Below are 18,465 nucleotides of genomic sequence, written 5' to 3'. Positions count from 1 at the left end.
TGCGTTTAAACGCTTTGTTTGCCATTTCGGTGAATAGTCCCTCAATGAGTATGGTTAATTTTCCCTGTTGCGTTGATTGGGCACCTATATCTCAGGTGCGTTGCGTAGAGCGAAGAGTAACCCCTCAGCACGCGACAGTTGGAATGAAAGCTGGGGATCATGCTTGACTATAACCAGCCCATAGACCCGGCCAGACCAGAGGTCCCGCAACAGCGGCCTCAGGCCGGCTTCAACGTGCTGGAGCTTGTCAATTTACTCTGGCGGCGGAAGATCGCGATTGCTGCTGCAGCCCTGCTCGGCGCGACACTTGCCGTCACCGTGGGCAAGAGCCTGACGCCCCGCTACACCGCCACCGCCCAGCTCTATGTCGACCCGCGCGAGCTCCAGCTCGTCGATCGTGAGCTCACGCCCCGCGCGCAGGACGTCTCCGGCATGGCGATGGTGATCGAGAGCCAGGCGCGCCTGATCACCTCCAACAGCGTGCTGCTGAAAGTCATCCAGCAGACCGATCTGGACAAGGACCCCGAATTCGGCGGCGGCGGTGACGGCAAGAGCCTGATCTCGTCGCTGCTCGGCCTGATCGGCCTTCAGCCCGGCGCGCCCTCGACCGCGGAGAAGAAGGAAGTGCAGCTCGCGGCCCTCGAGGCGCTGAACCGGCACATCACGATCCGCAAGACCGAGAAGAGTTTCATTGTCGACATCGAGGTCTGGTCGATCGATCCGGCGAAAGCAGCGATGCTCGCCAACGCGCTGACCAGCACCTACCTGACGGAATCCCGCAACTCGCAGGCTTCGGCAGCGCGGCGCGCCACCAACGATCTCTCCGGCCGCCTGAAGGAGTTGCGCGAGCGGCTGCGCAACGCCGAGACCGGGCTTGCGACTTACAAGGCCCAGAACAATTTCGTCGGCACCCAGGACGCTCTGATCAGCGACCAGCAGCTCTCCGCCAGCAACCAGCGGCTTTCCGCCGCCCGCGCGGCGACGATGGATGCGCAGGCGCGTCTCGACCAGATCGAGGCGAGCCGGCGCACGACAGCGGATGCGGGGGCGAATTCCGAGGCGCTGCAATCGCCGACCATCGCGAACCTGCGCGCACAATACGCCGACGCGCGCAAGAAATATGCGGAGCAGACCGGCGAGCTCGGCCCCCGTCATCCGGCGCTGCGCCAGACCGAGAAGCAGGTCGAGGATCTCAAGCGCACCATCAACGAAGAGATCGACCGCTTCGCCCAGTCCGCCAAGAACGATTTGACGCGCGCCCGCGACTTTGAAGCCTCGCTCAGCCGGGCGCTGGAGGCGCAGAAGCGGCAGAGCGTCCAGCTCAGCCAGGCCGCCGTGCGTTTGCGCGAGCTCGAGCGCGAAGTCGATGCCAGCCGCGACGTCTATCAATCCTTCCTCAAGCGCTCGCGCGAGACCGAGGAGCAGGAGACGCTGAACACTTCGGCGGCCCGCGTCATCGGCGAAGCGACGGTGCCGCAGCGGCGCTCGTTCCCACCGGCGATGAGCCTGTTCGCCATGATCGGCTTCGTCTTCGGCGCGATTGCTGCATCGAGCTGGTTCGTCGCGGCCGAACTGTTGCTCGCCGGTGCGTCCGTGCCGGCACCCGCGCCGGCCCGTCCCCATCGTGCTCCGGTGCCGCAAGCTCCCCGAGTTCCAGAGCCTTTGCGGGCTCAGGAGACTGCACGACCTCAGCAGGTTTCGCGGACCCCGGAAGTCGCGCAGGCTCTCCCGGAGCTTGCCGCACCACCGCTGCAACCATCGATGGCTGAAAAGCCCTTGATCGAAAAGCCGCTGATCGCCCGCCTCCAGGAGGCCGACGTCATCCACACGCTCGGCGCCATTCTCGCCACCGGCAGCGGCGTCGACCTCACCCGTCTGGGCTGGCCGACGCTGCGCCCGGGTTTTCCGCTTACGACGCTGCTCAACGCCTGGCGCGACATGCGCGCCGCGGTGGCACACCGTACGGACGGCAAGGCGATGCCGGTTATCGCGCTCGTCGGTGCCAGTGAGACCACCGGGCGCAGCGTAACCGCGCTGAATTTCGCGCTCGCGGCGGCGCGCGACGGCGCTCGCGTGCTGATGATCGATGCCGACCATCAGGCACACTCGCTCTCGAACAAGGTCAACCGTGCCGGCAAGAGCGAGCCGAGCAAGCTCGGCTGGCTTTCGATCGGCAGCAAGGCCGCCCGCGAGATCAAGACACTCAACGGCATCTCGGTATTGCCGGCCGCCGAAAGCGACGCCGGCAAGGCCACTGACGCCATCCGCAAGGCCATCGAGCAGGCGCGCTCCGCCGGCGGCTATGACCTCGTGATCCTCGACGGCCCCGTCGCGCCACTCACGGCCGCCAGCCGCAAACTGCTCGATGATGCCGACGCGCTGGTGGCGGTGCTGCCGACCAGCCTCGACATCAACGATGGCCTCGAAGAGATCTTGAACACGCTCGGCCGCGCGGAGCGCAAGCTCGTCGGCGTCGTGCTCGACGAGCTCACCCCCGCAACCCAAGCGCGCCAGCGAGGCAGACAATATGCTTGAGCGTCGCATCAATCTGGAGGGCCGGGCCGCAACCGCCGACGTGCCGCGGATCACGGTCGGCGGCCTTCGCATGGCCGCACTCGACCTGGAAGCGACCGCCGATTTCATGATCGAGGCAACCGATCCGCGTCATCGCATCGGCCGCCCGCTGTTCCTGACTTCGGCCAATGGCGAGGTGCTGGCGCGGTGTTCGACCGAGCCGCAGACCGAGCGTCTGTTCCGTGCCGCCGACCTGATCAACGCCGACGGCCAGCCGCTGGTGGCGGCCTCAAAACTGCAATCCTGGTTTCCACTGCCCGAGCGCGTCGCGACCACCGACCTGTTCCACGTCGTCGCGCGCAAGGCGGAAGCGCTGGGCCGCACCTTCTACATGTTCGGTGCCAGCGAGGCCGAGAACGCCGCAGCGGTCGAGAATGTTCGTCGCCTGTATCCGGACCTCAAGATCGTCGGACACAGCCACGGCTACCTCCGGGGCGAGGCGCTGCGCGCGAAGGTCGAGGAGATCAACGCGCTCGCGCCGGACTATCTGTGGGTCGCGTTCGGCGTACCCAACGAGCAGGCATTCGTTGAGGAATTCACCCCGCATCTCACCAATGTCGGCGTCATCAAGACATCCGGCGGCTTGTTCAACTTCTTGTCGGGCAGCCGGTCGCGCGCCCCGCAATGGATGCAGAAGATCGGACTCGAATGGGTCTGGCGCACCTTGCTGGAGCCGCGACGCCTGTTCTGGCGCTATTTGACCACCAATCCCCGCGCGATCTATCTTCTCTTCAGCCGCAAACGGCCCTTCAATCGCTGAGAGACGTCGAGATGGCCGAGCGACGGACTGTCCGTCGGCCTGCTTTCAGGCGCGACCCGAGGGAGCACGGAACGAATGCATCAGGCCGCAAGCCTGCAATTCGAGCGCGTGATGGATGAACTCGTCCTCTGGCATGCCGTGCCGGAGGACGAACGATCGCCGGCGCCGGCCTGGTGGTGGGGTCCGGCAATGGCGTTGTTCGACGCGCACGAGCCGATGCCACACGCGTGGTGTTCTGAACTCGGTCTGAGCCACAACTCGAGCTTTGCCGAAGGCGCCCATGCCCTGCTCGCCCTGTTCGCCAAACAGACCTCGCTGACCTGGCCGGATGATTTTCCGCGCAAGGCGGAAATCAAGAAAGACGACGTCCGCGAGCTGCACCCGCAGCCGTTAGACGACAGCTCGTTTCAACCGTAGCGCAGCGGCTTCGGTGGCGGCCTGGTCCGGCTCCGGCTGGAGCGGCGGTGCGACAGCCAGCTCAATCGGTCGCAGCAACTCCGCCATCTGGCGCGCCGGCAACGGCTTGGCGATCAGGAAGCCCTGCATTTCGTCGCAGCCATGGGCGCGCAAGAAAGCTTCCTGTTCGACGTTCTCGACGCCTTCCGCGACGACGGTCATGCCGAGCGCCTTGCCCATGCTGATGATCGCCTGTGCGATCGCCTGGTCTTCCGAATCCTGCGGCAGGTCCCGCACGAAGGAGCGGTCGATCTTGATGGTGTCGATCGGAAAATGCTTCATCAGCGACATCGACGAATAGCCAGTGCCGAAATCGTCGATGGCGAGGCGAATGCCGCGACTCTGGATGGCGTCGAGCACCTTCAGCGCGCGCCCGACATTACGCATCATCATGCTCTCGGTGACTTCCAACTGGAGCAGCACCGGCGACATGCCGCTGGCGGCCAGCGCCTCGTCGACGTCCTGCAACAGATGTTCGTCGACAAACTGACGCGGCGACAGGTTGACTGCCATAGACACCGGCAACAAGCCGCGGCGCTGCCAAGCCATGGCCTGCGCGCAGGCCTCCCTTACCACCCAGCGGCCGATCGGCACGATCAGCCCGGTCTCTTCCGCAAGCGGAATGAACTGCGCCGGCGAGATGCTGCCGAGATCAGGATGTGTCCAGCGCAGCAGCGCTTCCACGCCGGTGATCTGGCCGGTCTCCATGTCCACCTTGGGCTGGTAGTTCAGCGAAAACTGTTCGCGCTCCAGCGCCCGGCGCAACGCGCTCTCCAGCGACAGCCGTTCTATCGACTGGGTCTTCACTTCCTTGGAGAAGAAGCGGTGGCCGTTCTTGCCGTCTTCCTTGGCGAGATACATCGCCATATCGGCGTTCTTGGTCAGCGTCTGCACGTCGGCGCCGTTGGCCGGATACATCGCGATGCCGATCGAGGCCGTGGTGTGGCACTCGTGCCCGGCCAGCTCCATGGGCTCGGCGAGCGCCTTCAGCAGCCCGGTCGCGATGCGCTGGACGTCGTCGATCTCACCGCACTGGTCGAGAATCACCACGAACTCGTCGCCGCCGAGCCGCGCCACGACGTCGCTTGCCCGCAGCGCACCGCGCAGCCGGTTCGCCACTTCGAGCAGGAGCAGGTCGCCGGCCTCGTGTCCCAGTGAATCGTTGATGACCTTGAAGCGGTCGAGGTCGATGAAAAGCACCGCGAAGCGGTGATCATGGCGCTGCGCCGCGTCGATTGCCTCCCGCAGCAGCCCGTTGAACGTCTCGCGGTTCGGCAGGTCGGTCAGGCTGTCGTGAGAGGCGAGGTATTCGATCCGCTCGTCCGCCTCGTCCTTCTCGTCCGCGCGATCGAAATTCTCCATCGCGAAGGAGACGTTGTCGGCGAGGCGCTGCAACAGCTCGACGAACTCGACCGTGAAGGTACCCGGTTCGGTCGACATGTAGATCATGACACCGACGGCCTGATCGTGCGCGACGAGCGGAAACGCCGCGCCGGACCGAGCGCCGTCGTTGCGGACGATAGCGTGGAAGACGCGGACGCGGTCGTCGTTGAGATAGTCGTTGCTGATGCAGGGCTGGCGGGTGCGGAACGCCGAGCCGCTCATTCCGCGCCCCTCGGGTCGCTCGGGGTCGACGGAGAGACGGACGTTGCGCGTGGTGTCGGCGGACGGCCCGGCCGCCGACACGATCTCGAGCTGGTCGCTGCCTGCCCTGGCCAGCGCAATCGTGGTCGAGGTGAACTTGGCGCCGTTCGACGCTGCCAGGCAAACGAGGTCGAACAGCTCGGCCCGCGACTTCGCCCGCATGATCGCTTCGTTAGTCGCGCTCAGCGCCGCGAACATGCGCGTCAGGCGCTCCTTCTGCGCCTCGGTGCGGGCCTTTTCCTCGGCGCGCTCGAAATTGTCGAGCGCGAACGACACGTTCTCGGCAAGCCGTCCCAGCAGCTGGATGAGATCCGGCGTGAACGTGCCCTCGTCCGGCGAGAGGAACAGCAGCACGCCGATCGCCTCACAGCCGTTGCTGAGCAACGGGAAGCAGGCGCCCGATTTCGTGCCCTGGATGCGAGCGATCTGATGCCAATGGGCCGTACGGATGTCGGTAAGAAGCTCGTTGGCGACGCAAGGGGCGCGCGTACGGAACGTCGTGCCGGCCAGCCCTCGGCCTTCCGGATCGCCAGCCGACGTCGAGAACCGCCATTGCTTGACCTGATAGCAGCTCTCGCCCTTGGTCATGGCAATGTCGAGGTAGTGCCCGGTCTCGTCCACGAGTGCGATGGTCGCGGAGGAGAAGGTGTCGCCGAGCACCGCCGCCTCGCAGATCACCTCGAACAGTTCGGCGCGGGTCTTCACCCGCATGATCGCTTCGTTGGTCGCGGTCAGCGCCTCGAGCATGCCGCGCAGACGGTTGCGCTGCATATCGGCCTTGGCCTTCTCGTCGGCCCGGTCGAAATTCTCCAGCGCGAAGCCGACATTAGCCTGGAGCTTGCGCAGCAGCTCGATGAATTCGCCCGTGAAGGTGTCGCGCTCCGGAGAGTTGAACAGGAACACGCCTTCGACCTGGTCGCCGTTGAAGAGCGGCAACGCCGCGGAGGACGCGATCCCGTTGCGGCGGGCGCTGGCCTGCCACGGCGCAATGCGATCGTCGGCGAGCACGTCGTTGCTGACGGCGGGCTGGCGCGTGCGGAATGAGGTGCCGGTCAGCCCACGGCCTTCGGGCACATCGTCGCAGGTCGAGAATTTGAAGTTGCGAACCTGGTCCGCGTTCGGTCCGTAGCAGGAGACGACACGCAGCAGTTCGGCGTGATGATCGGCGAGCGCAATGGTGACCGAAGTGAACTTGGCTCCCTTCGCCGTCGCCTCGCAGACAAGGTCGAACAGCTCGGAGCGCGACCGAGCGCGCAAGATCGCCTCGTTGGTGGCGCTGAGCGCCGCATACATGCGTGCCAGGCGCTCTTCTTCTCTGGCGATCTTGGCTTTTTCAGCCTCGCGCCCGAAATTATCGAGCGCGAACGAGACGTTCTCAGCCATCCGCAAGAGGAGCGCGACGATCTCCTCGTCCTTGGCCCAGGATCGGCTGATGAAGAACAAGAGCACGCCGACACTTTCACCGTGCCTGATCAGCGGCGCGACCACGCAGGCGGCAACGCCGGTGTTGACGTTGGCGCGCTCCCACGGAGTGCCCCTGGTGCGGCGAGCGAGATCGTCCTCGACGATCGGCTTTTGCGTCCGGAACACCTCGCCGGATATGCCCTTGCCATAGAGATTTTCCGGGTCGATCGAATAGCGTGCCTGGGTGACCAGCTCGAGGTTCTGCCCGGTGGAGGCGACCGGCTTCATCCAGTGAGAATCCGACTCGCGAAGCAACACGATAGTCGCCAGCGATTCGCCGCTGTGCACGGAGGCGTCGCACACGAGCTGATACAGCTCCTGCTCGCTCTTGGCGCGCAGGATGGCCTCGTTGGTTGCGCTGATCGCGCCGTACATACGGTTGAGCCGGCGCATCGCCCGCACGCCGGTCTGCCGTGCAGTCTCGCGCGCGAAATTGTCCAGAGCATAGGAAATGTTGGCCGACATGCGCTCGAACAGCGACACCATTTGATCGCTTAGCGAACCGGCCTCACTGCGGGTCACGAGCAGCACGCCGACGCTCTTGCCGCTGCACAGAAGCGGCAACGCCGCCGCGGCGCCGACATGCGCCTTAAACGCGCCCTCGCGCCACGCGAGCGAGCGCGGGTCGTTCAGAAAATCGTTGCTGATGCAGAGCTTCCGGCTGCGGAAGGCCTCCCCGCTGACGCCCGATCCCTCGGCACTTCCGGCTTCCGTGGTGATCTCGATTGCGCTCAGCCGCGCGACGTCGTCGCCGCGACCGGCGGCAAAGCGCAGCAGACGGCCGTCCGAATCCACGAGGAACACGGCGACCGCCATGAAGTCCCCGCTCGAAAACCCGGCGTCGCAGACCTTCTGGTGCAGCTCGTCCGGCGATTTCGCGTAGAGGATCGCTTCATTTATGGCGCTCAACGCCGCAAAGGTGCGCGCGAGTGTCGTCGTCACGATCTCAACTCCCCGGGCATTTCTGCCTTTTTTTCCCGGATGACGTTATGACCGGCGATCGCCTAAGTGGTCGTTATTGCAGGCCGCAAACCCTCGATCAAAGTGAACGAGCTGCGAACAACCGGCGGAAAACTGTCGAAAATGCCGCCGCACGGGACGAGTCTTCAACCAAAGGCGCGTGCTCTCTACGAATTTGCAGCCCTGTATTGGTTTACGGGAGATTGATATCGCTCGCGCGCTTTGAGACGATGGCTCTCAGCAACCGCCCACCAAGGGCGAGGACCGAGGAAACGCGATGCCCATCGTCAAGGCCGACCGCCTCACGCGCGTCAGCGCCGTGCTGCTTCGTGCCGCCGGAGCTTCCGAGGAAGAGGCTGACGCGGTCGCGATCGGCTGCGTCAACGCCAATCTCGCCGGCCATGATTCCCACGGCGTGATCGCTGTTCCCACCTACATCGACCGTATCAAGGCTGGCCACATCGTGCCTGGCGCCAAATGGAGCATCGTCCGGGAATCGCCGACGACGACCGTGATCGACGGCCATTGGGGTTTCGGCTTCCACGTCAACGCCAAGGCGATGGCGCTGACGATCGAGAAGGCGAAGACGGTGAATGTCGCCGCTTGCACCGTGTTCCGGCAAAGCCATGTCGGCCGCCTCGCCGCCTATCCGCTGATGGCGATGCGCGAAGGCATGATCGGGATCGCAACGGCAGATTCCGGCCGCTCACCGAAACACGTGGCGCCGTTCGGCGGCAAGGAGGCACGGCTTGGCACCAATCCGATCTCGATCGCGGTGCCGTCCGATCTCGATGCGCCCTTCTACCTGGACATGGCGACCTCGACGGTGGCGGCCGGCAAGATCCAGCTCGCGGTCGCCCGTGGCGAGGAGATTCCGACGGGATGGATCATCGATGCCGAAGGACGACACACCACCGATCCGACCCAATACCGCAAGGGCGGCGCCCTGCTGCCGCTCGGCGGCACCGAGGGCTACAAGGGCAGCGGCCTCGCCGCCATGGTCGAGGTCCTTTGTGGCCTGCTCACCGGCCTCGGCTTCGGCGTCGAGCCGACGGGCCGGCACAATGACGGCTGCTTCATGGCGGTGTTCAACGTCGCAGCGTTCCGGCCGCTGAAGGCGTTCAAGCGTGAGGTCGCGGATTTCGCGCAATACCTGAAATCGACTCCGCCCTCCGAGGGCAGCAACGGCGTCTACTATCCCGGTGAGATCGAGGGCGTGCGCGAGCAGCAGCGCCTGCGCGACGGCATCGAGATCGAGGATGCGACCTGGGAAAAACTGCGGGCGCTGGCGCGCGAATACAGGCTCGATACGGTCCTCGATCTGGCCTGACGGAATTTTGGAGAACAGCAGCATGACGCGGCAGATGGTACTGGTCGGCTTCCTCCAGGCGCAGAACTGCACGAATCTGCCGAGCTCGTGGCGACATCCGGACTCGCGCGACGATTCGATGTCGGCGGACTATTATCAAGAGATCGCCAGGGTCCTCGAAGCCGGCAAGTTCCACATGGCGTTCTTCGACGATCGCCTGGCGATGCCGGACCGCTACGGCAACGATCACGCCCACACCGTCGAATACGGCATCCGCTGCGTGAAGATGGACCCGCTGATCGTGCTGACCACGATGGGTTTGGTGACAGAGAAGCTCGGGTTGGGGGCGACCGGCTCGACGACTTATTTCGAACCTTTCGACATCGCCCGGCGCTTCGCAACGCTCGACCTGATGTCCGGTGGACGCGCCGGGTGGAACGTCGTCACCTCGCTCAACGACGGCGAGGCACACAATATGGGGCGCGCCTCTCATCCCGAACATGATTCGCGGTACGACAAGGCCGACGAGTTCATGGAGGTGGTGCTAGGCCACTGGGACACCTGGGAGGACGGCGCGCTCATCATGGACAAGGCGAGCGGCCGCTTTGCCGATCCGGCCAAGGTGAAGCGGCTCGATCACAGGGGACCGGCGTTCAAGTCCCGCGGTCCGTTCACCGTGCCGCGTTCGGACCAGGGCCATCCCGTGATCATCCAGGCCGGCGCGTCCGGCCGCGGCCAGCGCTTTGCAGGACGATGGGGTGAGGTGATCTTCACCGCCGCGCGCAACCTCGCCGCCGCCAAGGATGGCTATGCGGCGGTGCGTAACGAGGCCGCGAAAGCCGGCCGCGATCCGGAAACGATGTTCCTCTGCAACCTGACGACGCCGGTCTGCGCCGCGACCAAAGCCGAGGCCGAAGACAAGATGGCGCTGATCAACAAGCTCCCGCTGCAAATCGACGCGCTGTCGCTGCTGGCCGAAGCGCTCAACTACGATTTCGCCTCCAAGGATCTCGACGCGCCGCTGACGACGGAAGAGCTGAAAAGCATGCAGGGCATTCTGGGCATCCGCGACGGGGTGTTCAAGAACTCTGGAAAGAGCAATCCGAGCGCGCGCGACTTCGTCACCTTTTCCGGCCGTGGTCAGGTCCAGGATGCGATGGTCGGCGGTCCCAAGGAGATCGCGGACAAGCTCGAAGAGATGTTCGCCGAGCGCGGCTGCGACGGGTTTGTCATCGCCGCCACCTATGTGCCCGGGTCCTATGCCGACTTCGTGCAACATATCGTACCGGAATTGCAGCGGCGCGGCTTATTCCAGAAGGAGTATCGCGGCAAGACGCTGCGGGAAAATCTCGGGCTCAAGCGGCCGGCTGCCGGCGCCTGGAAAATGCAGCCGCGCCATGCCGCGGAATAGCAACGGAGACACGGCATGCGCTGGCTGAAATTCACCGCCTCGGACAAGGCTTCATGGGGAATCGTCGAGGGCGACCAGGTGATCGCGGTCACCGGCGATCCGTTTGGCGAATGGCAGCGCACCTCGCGCACGCATCCGCTGTCGCAGGTCAAGATCGAGCTGCCGCTGATCCCGCGCACGTTTTACTGCGTCGGCCTGAACTACCTGAAACACCTGAAAGAGGCCGCCGACAAGCGCGGCGAGGTGCCGGCCGTGCCTGATCGGCCCGAGATCGGCTATCGCGCCCAGAATGCTCTGATCGCTCATGACGAGGATGTCGTGATCCCGTTTTTTGCGACGGACAAGATCCACTATGAAGGCGAGCTCGTCGTCGTCATCGGCAAGAAGGTGAAGCATCTCACCAAACAGAACGCGATGGATTGCGTGTTCGGCTACACCATCGGCAACGACGTCAGCGAGCGGAGCTGGCAGAAGGCCGACCGCAGCCTGTGGCGGTCGAAGAACGCCGACACGTTCAAGCCGATGGGCCCATGGATCGAAACCGAGGCCGATCTTGCGAAAATGGAAACCGTCGTCCGGGTCAATGGCAAGGAGACCAACCGCTTCCACACCAACGACATGATCTTCGGCGTGGTGGCGTTCCTGGTGGAGCTGACGAAATACTTCACGCTATGGCCCGGCGATGTGATCTGGATGGGTACCGACGGTGCGTCGCCGGACATCAAGCACGGCGATGTCGTGGAGATCGACATCACCGGTGTCGGGACGCTGCGGAACAGGTTCGTGCGGGAGGAGCGGTAGGCTGCTTGCGTGGTGGGGCACGGCGCAGGAACACTTTTGCGCACCCTACGCAGCTCGATCAAAACAGCAGCGTCAGTTCGTTAAATCCGGACTCGGATCAGCTCGTGGCTCCTGAGCGGCCCTTCACATGATCGATAAAGGCCCGCAACTTCGGCATGATTTGTCGATGGCCGGGATAGTAGAGGAACACCCCCGGCGTCATCGGCGCGAATTGCTCCAGCACGTGGACGAGTTTTCCCGTCGTCATGGCACCGGCGGCGAGCGGTGCGGGCACTTGCGCAAGACCTACACCCTCGACGGCAGCGCCGAGCATCGTGGGAAAGTCGTTGGCGATGAAGGGTCCCGAAACGGCGATCTCGATCGAACGCCCGTTGTCGTTGAGCGACCATGATGCAAGCGCACCGTTCGATCGTCGCAATCTCAGGCACGCGTGCTCACGCAGATTGTCCGGGCGCTCGGGCCAGCCGCGGCGGTCGAGGTAAGCTGGGCTGCCCACGATGATGAGCGGCAGCGGCTTCGTCAGCCGCACCGCGATCATGTCAGGGGTGATGAACTGGCCCATCCTGATGCCGGCGTCAAAACCTCCGGCAGCGAGGTCGACCAGCTCTTCGCTCGCAGCAAGCTCCACCTCAATCTCGGGAAACGCCCGGCAGAACGACGCGACCACCGGCTCCAGCAGGATCGGCACGACCGAGCGCGGTACGGTGAGACGCAGGAGACCGGCCGGCCGCTGTCCGAGCTCACGCGCCGCCCCGCTTGCTGCGATGAGCTCTTCGAAGGCTGGTCTTGCGCGAGCAAAGAACCTTTCGCCGGCTTCGGTCAGACCGACGCTGCGGGTCGTGCGGATGAAGAGCGCCGCGCCCACGCGCGCCTCGAGCGCTCGTACCGCCTGACTGATGGCCGATGGCGTGACCCCGAGTTCAGCGGCCGCCCGGCGGAAACTGCGGTGCTGGGCGACACTCAGGAACGCCTCCACGCCGTCGAGTGCACCGTGCCTGACTGTGAAGTTCTGCTTCATAACCCATCAACATTATCGCGAATAGTCGCCGGTGCAAAGCAGACTTACATCCAGCCTGCAAGCAGCACCGCTGCATGCGCTGACAGTCGCGACACCACGGCGACCGCCGTGATCGGAGAAATGAGACCGATGAAAGCAATCCGTCACGCCATCTTGGCACTCACCCTCACATTGATAGGTGCGACTTCCATGGCCGATACATCCCCTGCCCAAGCACAAGCCGCATCGCCCACAACCGGGGTGATGGTCATCCTGTCCGTCAAGCCAGGCGTCACACGCGAACAGGTCATGGCCGTCATGCCCGATGAAATCAGGCAGACCGTACAGCTCTATCTCAATGGAAAGGTTCGTGAATGGTATTCGCGGTCCGACGGGCGCGGAGCCGTCTTCCTGCTGGATGTCAAGGATGTCATCGAAGGGCACGCCATCATGGACGCCCTGCCGCTCGCCAAGCAGGATCTCATCGATCACGAATACATTGCAGTCGGTCCGCTGATGCCGCTCCGCCTGCTCATGACCAAACCCTGAGCGCGCGTCGACGCCGGATCGAAACGACCGGCTTCGACTCACTCGACCGGACGGACAATCACAAGGACATCCGAACGTGCCACCGAGCTTTAACCTTCCGTTCGTTCTCAGCGTCGCCGGGGCTTTCCTGACAAGCTCGGTGGTGGCCGCCATCTATGTTTGGCCGGCGCTCCGCGCCATGCCGCGCCATGACGCCCTGAGACTTCTCGCTGCGTTCCATGCGTTCAGGTTTTTGGGGATGAACTTCATGGTTGCCGGATTCGTGTCTTCGGAGTTGAGCCCGGATTTCGCCAGCGAGGTCGGATGGGGAGATCTCATCGCCGCCACGCTCGCTCTCATGTCAATGGCAGCGCTGTCCTGGCGATGGTCGATCGCCATTCCGATGGTCTGGATATTCAACGTCTGGGGCACGCTGGACCTTTTAAATGCGTACTACATGGGCGTAACCAAAATCCAGAATCCGGGCCTGTTCGGCGCCGGGATTTATATCCCGGCCCTCTACGTGCCGCTGCTGCTCGTCAGCCATGTTCTCGTCTTCATGCTTCTCTTGAGGGCCGGATCAGCGGAAGAAAGCACCGTGACGCAGCGGGAGGAACGCCGATGAACGCCGATGCTGTTTCCGCTGGCGTGATGGCCCCGCGGCCCGCCTGGCTCACCCTGACGTGGATCGTTGCATTCACGACGCTGTGGACCTGGTTGATCTACGCGCTACCCGCGCTTCCGGAGAGCGGCTTTCCGGCCCTTGGCGTTCGGCTGATGGTCCATGGGTTCATCGCGCTTGGATTGTGGCTCGGCCTCGAAGGCACCGCGTTGACACCAAGACAACGCCAGGCGACCTGGCTAGCCGTCATGGTCCCTTTCACGCTTTGGGCCGCCGTCGCCTGGACGGCAGCCATCAACGGCGCGTTCCGCGCGGGCGCTTCCTCCTTGCCGCTGCTTCCAGCGGCGATCCTGCTGCCGGTGATCGTCGGGACTCCGGTGTTGCTGCTGTCGAAGCGGGTGGGACAGTTGCTCGATGCAATGCCGATGACGTGGCTCATCGCCCTGCAGCTTTACCGCGTCTTTGGCAGCCAATGGCTCGTTTACTGGCTGTGGGGGGTGATGCCGGGCCTATGGGCGCTGCCGGCAGGAACTGGCGATGTGCTGACCGGCCTGTTCGCGGTACCGGCGGCGATTGCCCTGGCGACCGGAACGGTCGAGGGTCGAAAAACGGCGATGCTTTGGAACATCTTCGGCCTCGCTGATTTCGCCGTCGCGATCACCTTGGGGATGATCATGTCGCCGGGTCCGTTCCAGCTCATCATTCCAGAGGGCCCGGCCATGGCCGTAGACACCTTTCCGAATGTGCTGACCCCTGCCTTCGTGGTGCCGAGCTCGATCCTGTTGCATATGCTGTCGCTGCGCCAACTGCGGCGCGGATGAAGTTGCCTCAAAACGGCAGCGCGACGCTGGTCTTGATTTCTTTCAGCACCACGTTGCTGCGGACGTAGCGAATGCCGGGGATGCGGAACATGAACTCGTCGAGGAATCTGTTGTAGGCCGCCATGTCCTGCACCACGACACGCAAATGATAATCGGCATCGCCCGTGGTCGCAAAGCACTCCAGCACCTCACGCCGCGTGGTCACCCGCGCGACGAACTCGTCGACGAATTTTGCGTCGTGTCGTTCCAGCGAGACGTGGAGGATCGCGGACATCGCAAAGCCCGCCTGCTCGCGCGCGACCAGGGCCGCATAGCCCTGGATGGCTCCGCTCTCCTCGAGCGCACGCACCCGGCGCCAGCACGCCGAGGTCGACATGCCGACCGCGTCGGCGAGCTGCTGGTTGGTGGCGCGGCCGTCCCTCTGAAGGTAGGCGAGAATCCGCGCGTCCTGGTCTTCGATCATGCAAACCACTAAGATGGATTATCCAACCACCTTATAGACCGTACCGGATAATTCTACCAGAACGGACGCGTCATCGGGTAAATCAGGTAAGACCTACCAGTCACCAAAGCCTACTCTTCTCCCATTCGGCAAGGATGCCGCGGGAGGTCCGCCATGGACGCCATTCCGTCACTCGACGCCTACGAGCTCTCCGACCGCTACGATCGCGACGAGGGACGCGTCTTCCTCACCGGCACGCAGGCCATCGTCCGCATCGCGCTCGACCAGGTGCGGCGCGACCGTGCCGCGGGGCTGAACACGGCCGGCTTCATCTCAGGCTATCGCGGCTCGCCGCTCGGCGGCGTCGATCTCGAGCTCTGGCGCATCCCGGAGCGGCTGAAGCGCGACCGCATCGAATTCCTTCCCGCAGTGAACGAAGATCTTGCCGCGACCGCGGTGCTGGGCTCGCAGCAGGTCGAGACGCAAGCCGACCGCGAGGTCGATGGCGTGTTCGGGCTCTGGTATGGCAAGGGTCCCGGCGTCGACCGCTCCGGCGATGCGCTCAAGCACGGCAACGCCTACGGCTCCTCGCCGCATGGCGGCGTTCTGGTGGTCGCCGGCGACGACCATGGCTGCGTCTCATCCTCGATGCCGCACCAGTCCGACGTCGCCTTCATGAGCTGGTTCATGCCGACGTTGCACCCCGCCAGCGTCGCCGAATATCTCGAGTTCGGCGCATATGGCTATGCGCTGAGCCGCTTCTCCGGCATGTGGGTGGGCTTCAAGGCAATCTCGGAGATCGTGGAATCCGGCGCGTCTGTTGCGCTGCGCCCGCCGCGCGCCTTCCACACGCCGGACTTCGCGCCGCCACCGGGCGGGCTGCACTATCGTTGGCCGGATCTGCCGGGGCCGCAGATCGAGGAGCGGCTGGAGGCGAAGAAGCACGCGGTCTACGCCTTCGCAAAGGCCAACCCGATCGACCGTCACATCTACGACATCTCGGGCGCCACCTACGGCATCGTCACCACGGGCAAGGCGCATCTCGATTTGATGGAAGCGATGCGGCTGATGGGCCTGGACGAAGCGGCCTGCCGCGGCATCGGCATCGACATCTACAAGGTCGGCATGGTCTGGCCGCTGGCGCTGCATGACGCGATGGCGTTCGTGAAAGGCAAGCGCGAGATCCTCGTGGTCGAGGAGAAGCGCGGCATCATCGAGAGCCAGTTCAAGGAATATTTTTACGACTATCCCGGCGCAAAGCCCGAGCGCATGGTCGGAAAGCATGACGAGACCGGCGCGCGGCTGATCTCCTGGATCGGCGAATTGTCACCGCGTGCGCTCGCCGGGGTGCTCGCACGCCGGCTCGATCCGATGTTCCCAGGCCTCAATCTCGCCGCGCGGGCAGCGACCCTGTTGCCGGAAGCCGCCCGCACGATCAACGTCTCTGGTGCGACGCGCACGCCGTATTTCTGCTCCGGATGCCCGCACAACATTTCGACAAAAGTGCCGGAGGGGTCGAAGGCGCTGGCCGGCATCGGCTGCCATTTCATGGCGAGCTGGATGGACCGAGAGACATCGTCGCTGATCCAGATGGGCGGCGAAGGCGTGAACTGGGCGGCCTCGTCACGCTTCACCGGAAAAAAGCATGTCTTCCAGAATCTCGGCGAAGGCACCTATTATCATTCGGGCTCGATGGCGATCCGGCAGGCGATCGCGGCTCAGGCCAACATCACCTACAAGATCCTGTTCAACGATGCGGTCGCGATGACCGGCGGCCAACCTGTTGACGGCCCGGTCAGCGTCCGCGCCATCGCGCACAGCGTCCGCGCCGAGGGCGTTGCGCGCATCGCGCTGGTGTCGGACGATCCCACCCAATTTTCGCCAGGGGATCTGCCGGTCGACGTGTCCATCCATCCGCGCGACGAGATGGACGGCGTGCAGCGCGAGCTGCGCGAAATCTCCGGCGTCTCGGTGCTGATCTATCAGCAGACCTGCGCGACAGAGAAGCGGCGCAGGCGCAAGCGTGGCGAGATGGCCGACCCCAAACGCTTTGCCTATATCAACGACCTCGTCTGCGAAGGCTGCGGCGACTGCTCGATCGAATCCAACTGTCTCAGCGTCGAGCCCAAAGAGACGCCGTTCGGCCGGAAGCGCCAGATCAACCTCTCATCCTGCAACAAGGACTTCTCCTGCCTCAACGGGTTCTGCCCGAGCTTCGTCACCGTTGAGGGTGCGACGCGCCGAAAGAAGAGCGCGAGCCAGATCGACGCGGTCGGCCACGCGGCGACGCTTCCCCTGCCCGCGCCCGCAACGCTCGACCGTCCCTATGATCTGCTCATCACGGGCGTCGGCGGCACTGGCGTGATCACGGTCGGCGCGCTGATCGGCATGGCGGCGCATCTCGAACGAAGCGGCGTCTCGGTACTGGATTTTACCGGCTTTGCACAGAAATTCGGGCCGGTGCTGAGCTATATCCGGCTTGCGCCAACTCCCGAGGCGCTGCATCAGGTGCGTATCGACCAGGGCGCGGCCGATGCGCTGATCGGCTGCGACCTCGTCGTCAGTTCGTCGCCAAAGGCGTCCGGCACCTATCGGAAAGGCACGCGCGCCGCGGTCAACACCGCGGAGATGCCGACCGGTGACGTCGTCCGTTTCCGCGACGCCGATCTCGCTTCACCCGCTCGCCTGCGCGCGATCGGCCAGGTGATCGGCGACGGCAATCTCGACACTATCAACGCCAACGCGCTTGCCGAGCGCCTGCTCGGCGATGCCGTCTATGCCAACATCATCATGCTGGGCTTTGCCTGGCAGCGCGGGCTGCTGCCGGTCTCGCTGTCGGCGCTGTTGCGCGCGATCGAGCTCAACGGCGTCGCGGTCCAGCGCAACAAGCAGGCCTTTGCCTGGGGCCGGATCGCGACCGCCGATCCGGACTTTCTGCCGAAGACGGACGAGGCGTCCAAGGCCGAGACGCTCGACCAGTTGATCAACCGCCGCGCCGATTTCCTCACCGCTTATCAGGACCGCGCCTACGCGACGCATTATCGGACACTCGTTGCAAACGTTCGCAATGCCGAAGCCAATTTGAACAGCGAGGCGTTGACCGAGGCCGTCGCGCGCGCCCTGTTCAAGCTGATGGCCTACAAGGACGAGTACGAGGTGGCGCGGCTGCATATGCAGGGTGGTTTCCTCGACGCGTTGAAAGGCGAGTTCGAAGGCAACTTCAGCATCCAATATCACCTCGCCCCGCCGTTCCTGCCGTCGAGGCGCGACGCCCGCGGACGTCCGCGCAAACGCGCCTTCGGGCAATGGATCCAGACACCGCTTGCCATGCTCGCGCGGATGAAGGGATTGCGCGGGACGCCGTTCGATCCGTTCGGCTACACGGCGGAACGGCGCGCCGAACGGGAGCTGATCACCTGGTACGATCGCGTCATCAACCGGCTTCTCAGCGGGCTCGACGCAGCGCATCTGCCTGACCTCATCGCCATTGCAAAAGCCCCGATGGATATCCGCGGCTACGGGCCGGTTAAGGACGCCGCGATTGGAAAGGTGAAGGCCGAGGTCGAACGGCTCTTCGCCGAGCTCGATGCGCCGTCACCTGCAAAGATGCGCGCCTACGGTTGACGGGGCGCCGATGAGGCTTCAGCCTCTGAAGCTGAGGGGCGCCCTGATGGCG

At 64.3% G+C, this 18,465-nt stretch carries 13 protein-coding genes; 10 read left to right on the top strand and 3 right to left on the bottom strand.

From position 1 onward, the window contains the following. Nucleotides 1-159: 159 nt before the first annotated feature. The 3 genes from IVA74_RS03120 to IVA74_RS03110 all read left to right on the top strand — a co-directional run bounded on the left by IVA74_RS03120 (nt 160) and on the right by IVA74_RS03110 (nt 3,751). A complete protein-coding gene (locus tag IVA74_RS03120; protein ID WP_247339778.1) occupies nt 160-2,535 on the top strand; it encodes an exopolysaccharide transport family protein in 2,376 nt (791 codons plus the stop codon). After that, nucleotides 2,528-3,334 (top strand): WecB/TagA/CpsF family glycosyltransferase, encoded by an 807-nt coding sequence (locus tag IVA74_RS03115; protein ID WP_247339774.1) that lies wholly within the window; start codon nt 2,528-2,530, stop codon nt 3,332-3,334. Before IVA74_RS03120 ends, IVA74_RS03115 begins: the two co-directional genes overlap by 8 nt. Nucleotides 3,335-3,409: 75 nt before the next feature. After that, a complete protein-coding gene (locus IVA74_RS03110; protein ID WP_247339773.1) occupies nt 3,410-3,751 on the top strand; it encodes a hypothetical protein in 342 nt (113 codons plus the stop codon). Here IVA74_RS03110 and IVA74_RS03105 read toward each other — a convergent pair. Continuing rightward, nucleotides 3,725-7,840 carry an EAL domain-containing protein gene (locus IVA74_RS03105; RefSeq protein WP_247339772.1) on the bottom strand — a complete coding sequence of 1,372 codons (4,116 nt, stop codon included), beginning with the start codon at nt 7,838-7,840 and terminating at the stop codon, nt 3,725-3,727. The two genes, IVA74_RS03110 and IVA74_RS03105, sit on opposite strands and share 27 nt — an antisense overlap. 295 nt (nt 7,841-8,135) lie before the next feature. Here IVA74_RS03105 and IVA74_RS03100 point away from each other — a divergent pair, with 295 nt between their 5' ends. The 3 genes from IVA74_RS03100 to IVA74_RS03090 are packed head-to-tail and all read left to right on the top strand — an operon-like array spanning nt 8,136 to nt 11,379. Next, on the top strand, nt 8,136-9,188 hold the full coding sequence (locus IVA74_RS03100) for an Ldh family oxidoreductase (protein ID WP_247339770.1): 1,053 nt from the start codon (nt 8,136-8,138) through the stop codon (nt 9,186-9,188). A gap of 22 nt (nt 9,189-9,210) precedes the next feature. Further along, a complete protein-coding gene (locus IVA74_RS03095; RefSeq protein WP_247339768.1) occupies nt 9,211-10,578 on the top strand; it encodes an LLM class flavin-dependent oxidoreductase in 1,368 nt (455 codons plus the stop codon). A gap of 15 nt (nt 10,579-10,593) precedes the next feature. Further along, entirely contained in the window at nt 10,594-11,379 is a 786-nt protein-coding gene (locus IVA74_RS03090) for a fumarylacetoacetate hydrolase family protein (protein WP_247339767.1), read from the top strand. 97 nt (nt 11,380-11,476) lie between these two features. On the opposite strand, the gene IVA74_RS03085 is transcribed toward IVA74_RS03090, so the two are convergent. Then, nucleotides 11,477-12,397, bottom strand: coding sequence for a LysR family transcriptional regulator (locus IVA74_RS03085; RefSeq protein WP_247339766.1), 921 nt, complete (start codon nt 12,395-12,397; stop codon nt 11,477-11,479). Between the two features lie 129 nt (nt 12,398-12,526). On the opposite strand from IVA74_RS03085, the gene IVA74_RS03080 reads away from it, so the two are divergent. From IVA74_RS03080 to IVA74_RS03070, 3 genes are all read left to right on the top strand, one after another. Further along, nucleotides 12,527-12,925, top strand: coding sequence for a hypothetical protein (locus IVA74_RS03080; RefSeq protein ID WP_247339765.1), 399 nt, complete (start codon nt 12,527-12,529; stop codon nt 12,923-12,925). A 76-nt stretch (nt 12,926-13,001) separates the two neighbouring features. Continuing rightward, a complete protein-coding gene (locus tag IVA74_RS03075) occupies nt 13,002-13,529 on the top strand; it encodes a hypothetical protein (protein ID WP_247339764.1) in 528 nt (175 codons plus the stop codon). Next, nucleotides 13,526-14,347: an MFS transporter gene (locus IVA74_RS03070; RefSeq protein ID WP_247339763.1), complete on the top strand. Its 822-nt coding sequence runs from the start codon at nt 13,526-13,528 to the stop codon at nt 14,345-14,347. The genes IVA74_RS03075 and IVA74_RS03070 overlap by 4 nt, the downstream gene beginning before the upstream one ends. Before the next feature lie 7 nt (nt 14,348-14,354). On the opposite strand, the gene IVA74_RS03065 is transcribed toward IVA74_RS03070, so the two are convergent. After that, the gene (locus IVA74_RS03065; protein WP_247339761.1) at nt 14,355-14,810 is read right to left on the bottom strand and encodes an Lrp/AsnC family transcriptional regulator; all 456 of its coding nucleotides are present in this window, start codon (nt 14,808-14,810) and stop codon (nt 14,355-14,357) included. 153 nt (nt 14,811-14,963) lie between these two features. Here IVA74_RS03065 and IVA74_RS03060 point away from each other — a divergent pair, with 153 nt between their 5' ends. Further along, on the top strand, nt 14,964-18,413 hold the full coding sequence (locus tag IVA74_RS03060) for an indolepyruvate ferredoxin oxidoreductase family protein (protein WP_247339760.1): 3,450 nt from the start codon (nt 14,964-14,966) through the stop codon (nt 18,411-18,413). The last annotated feature ends 52 nt before the right edge of the window (nt 18,414-18,465 follow it).

The sequence above is a fragment of the Bradyrhizobium sp. 132 genome (assembly GCF_023074185.1).
GTDB lineage: Bacteria > Pseudomonadota > Alphaproteobacteria > Rhizobiales > Xanthobacteraceae > Bradyrhizobium.
Note: the sequence above shows the minus strand (reverse complement) of the source record. Positions and strands in the feature narration are given on the sequence as shown.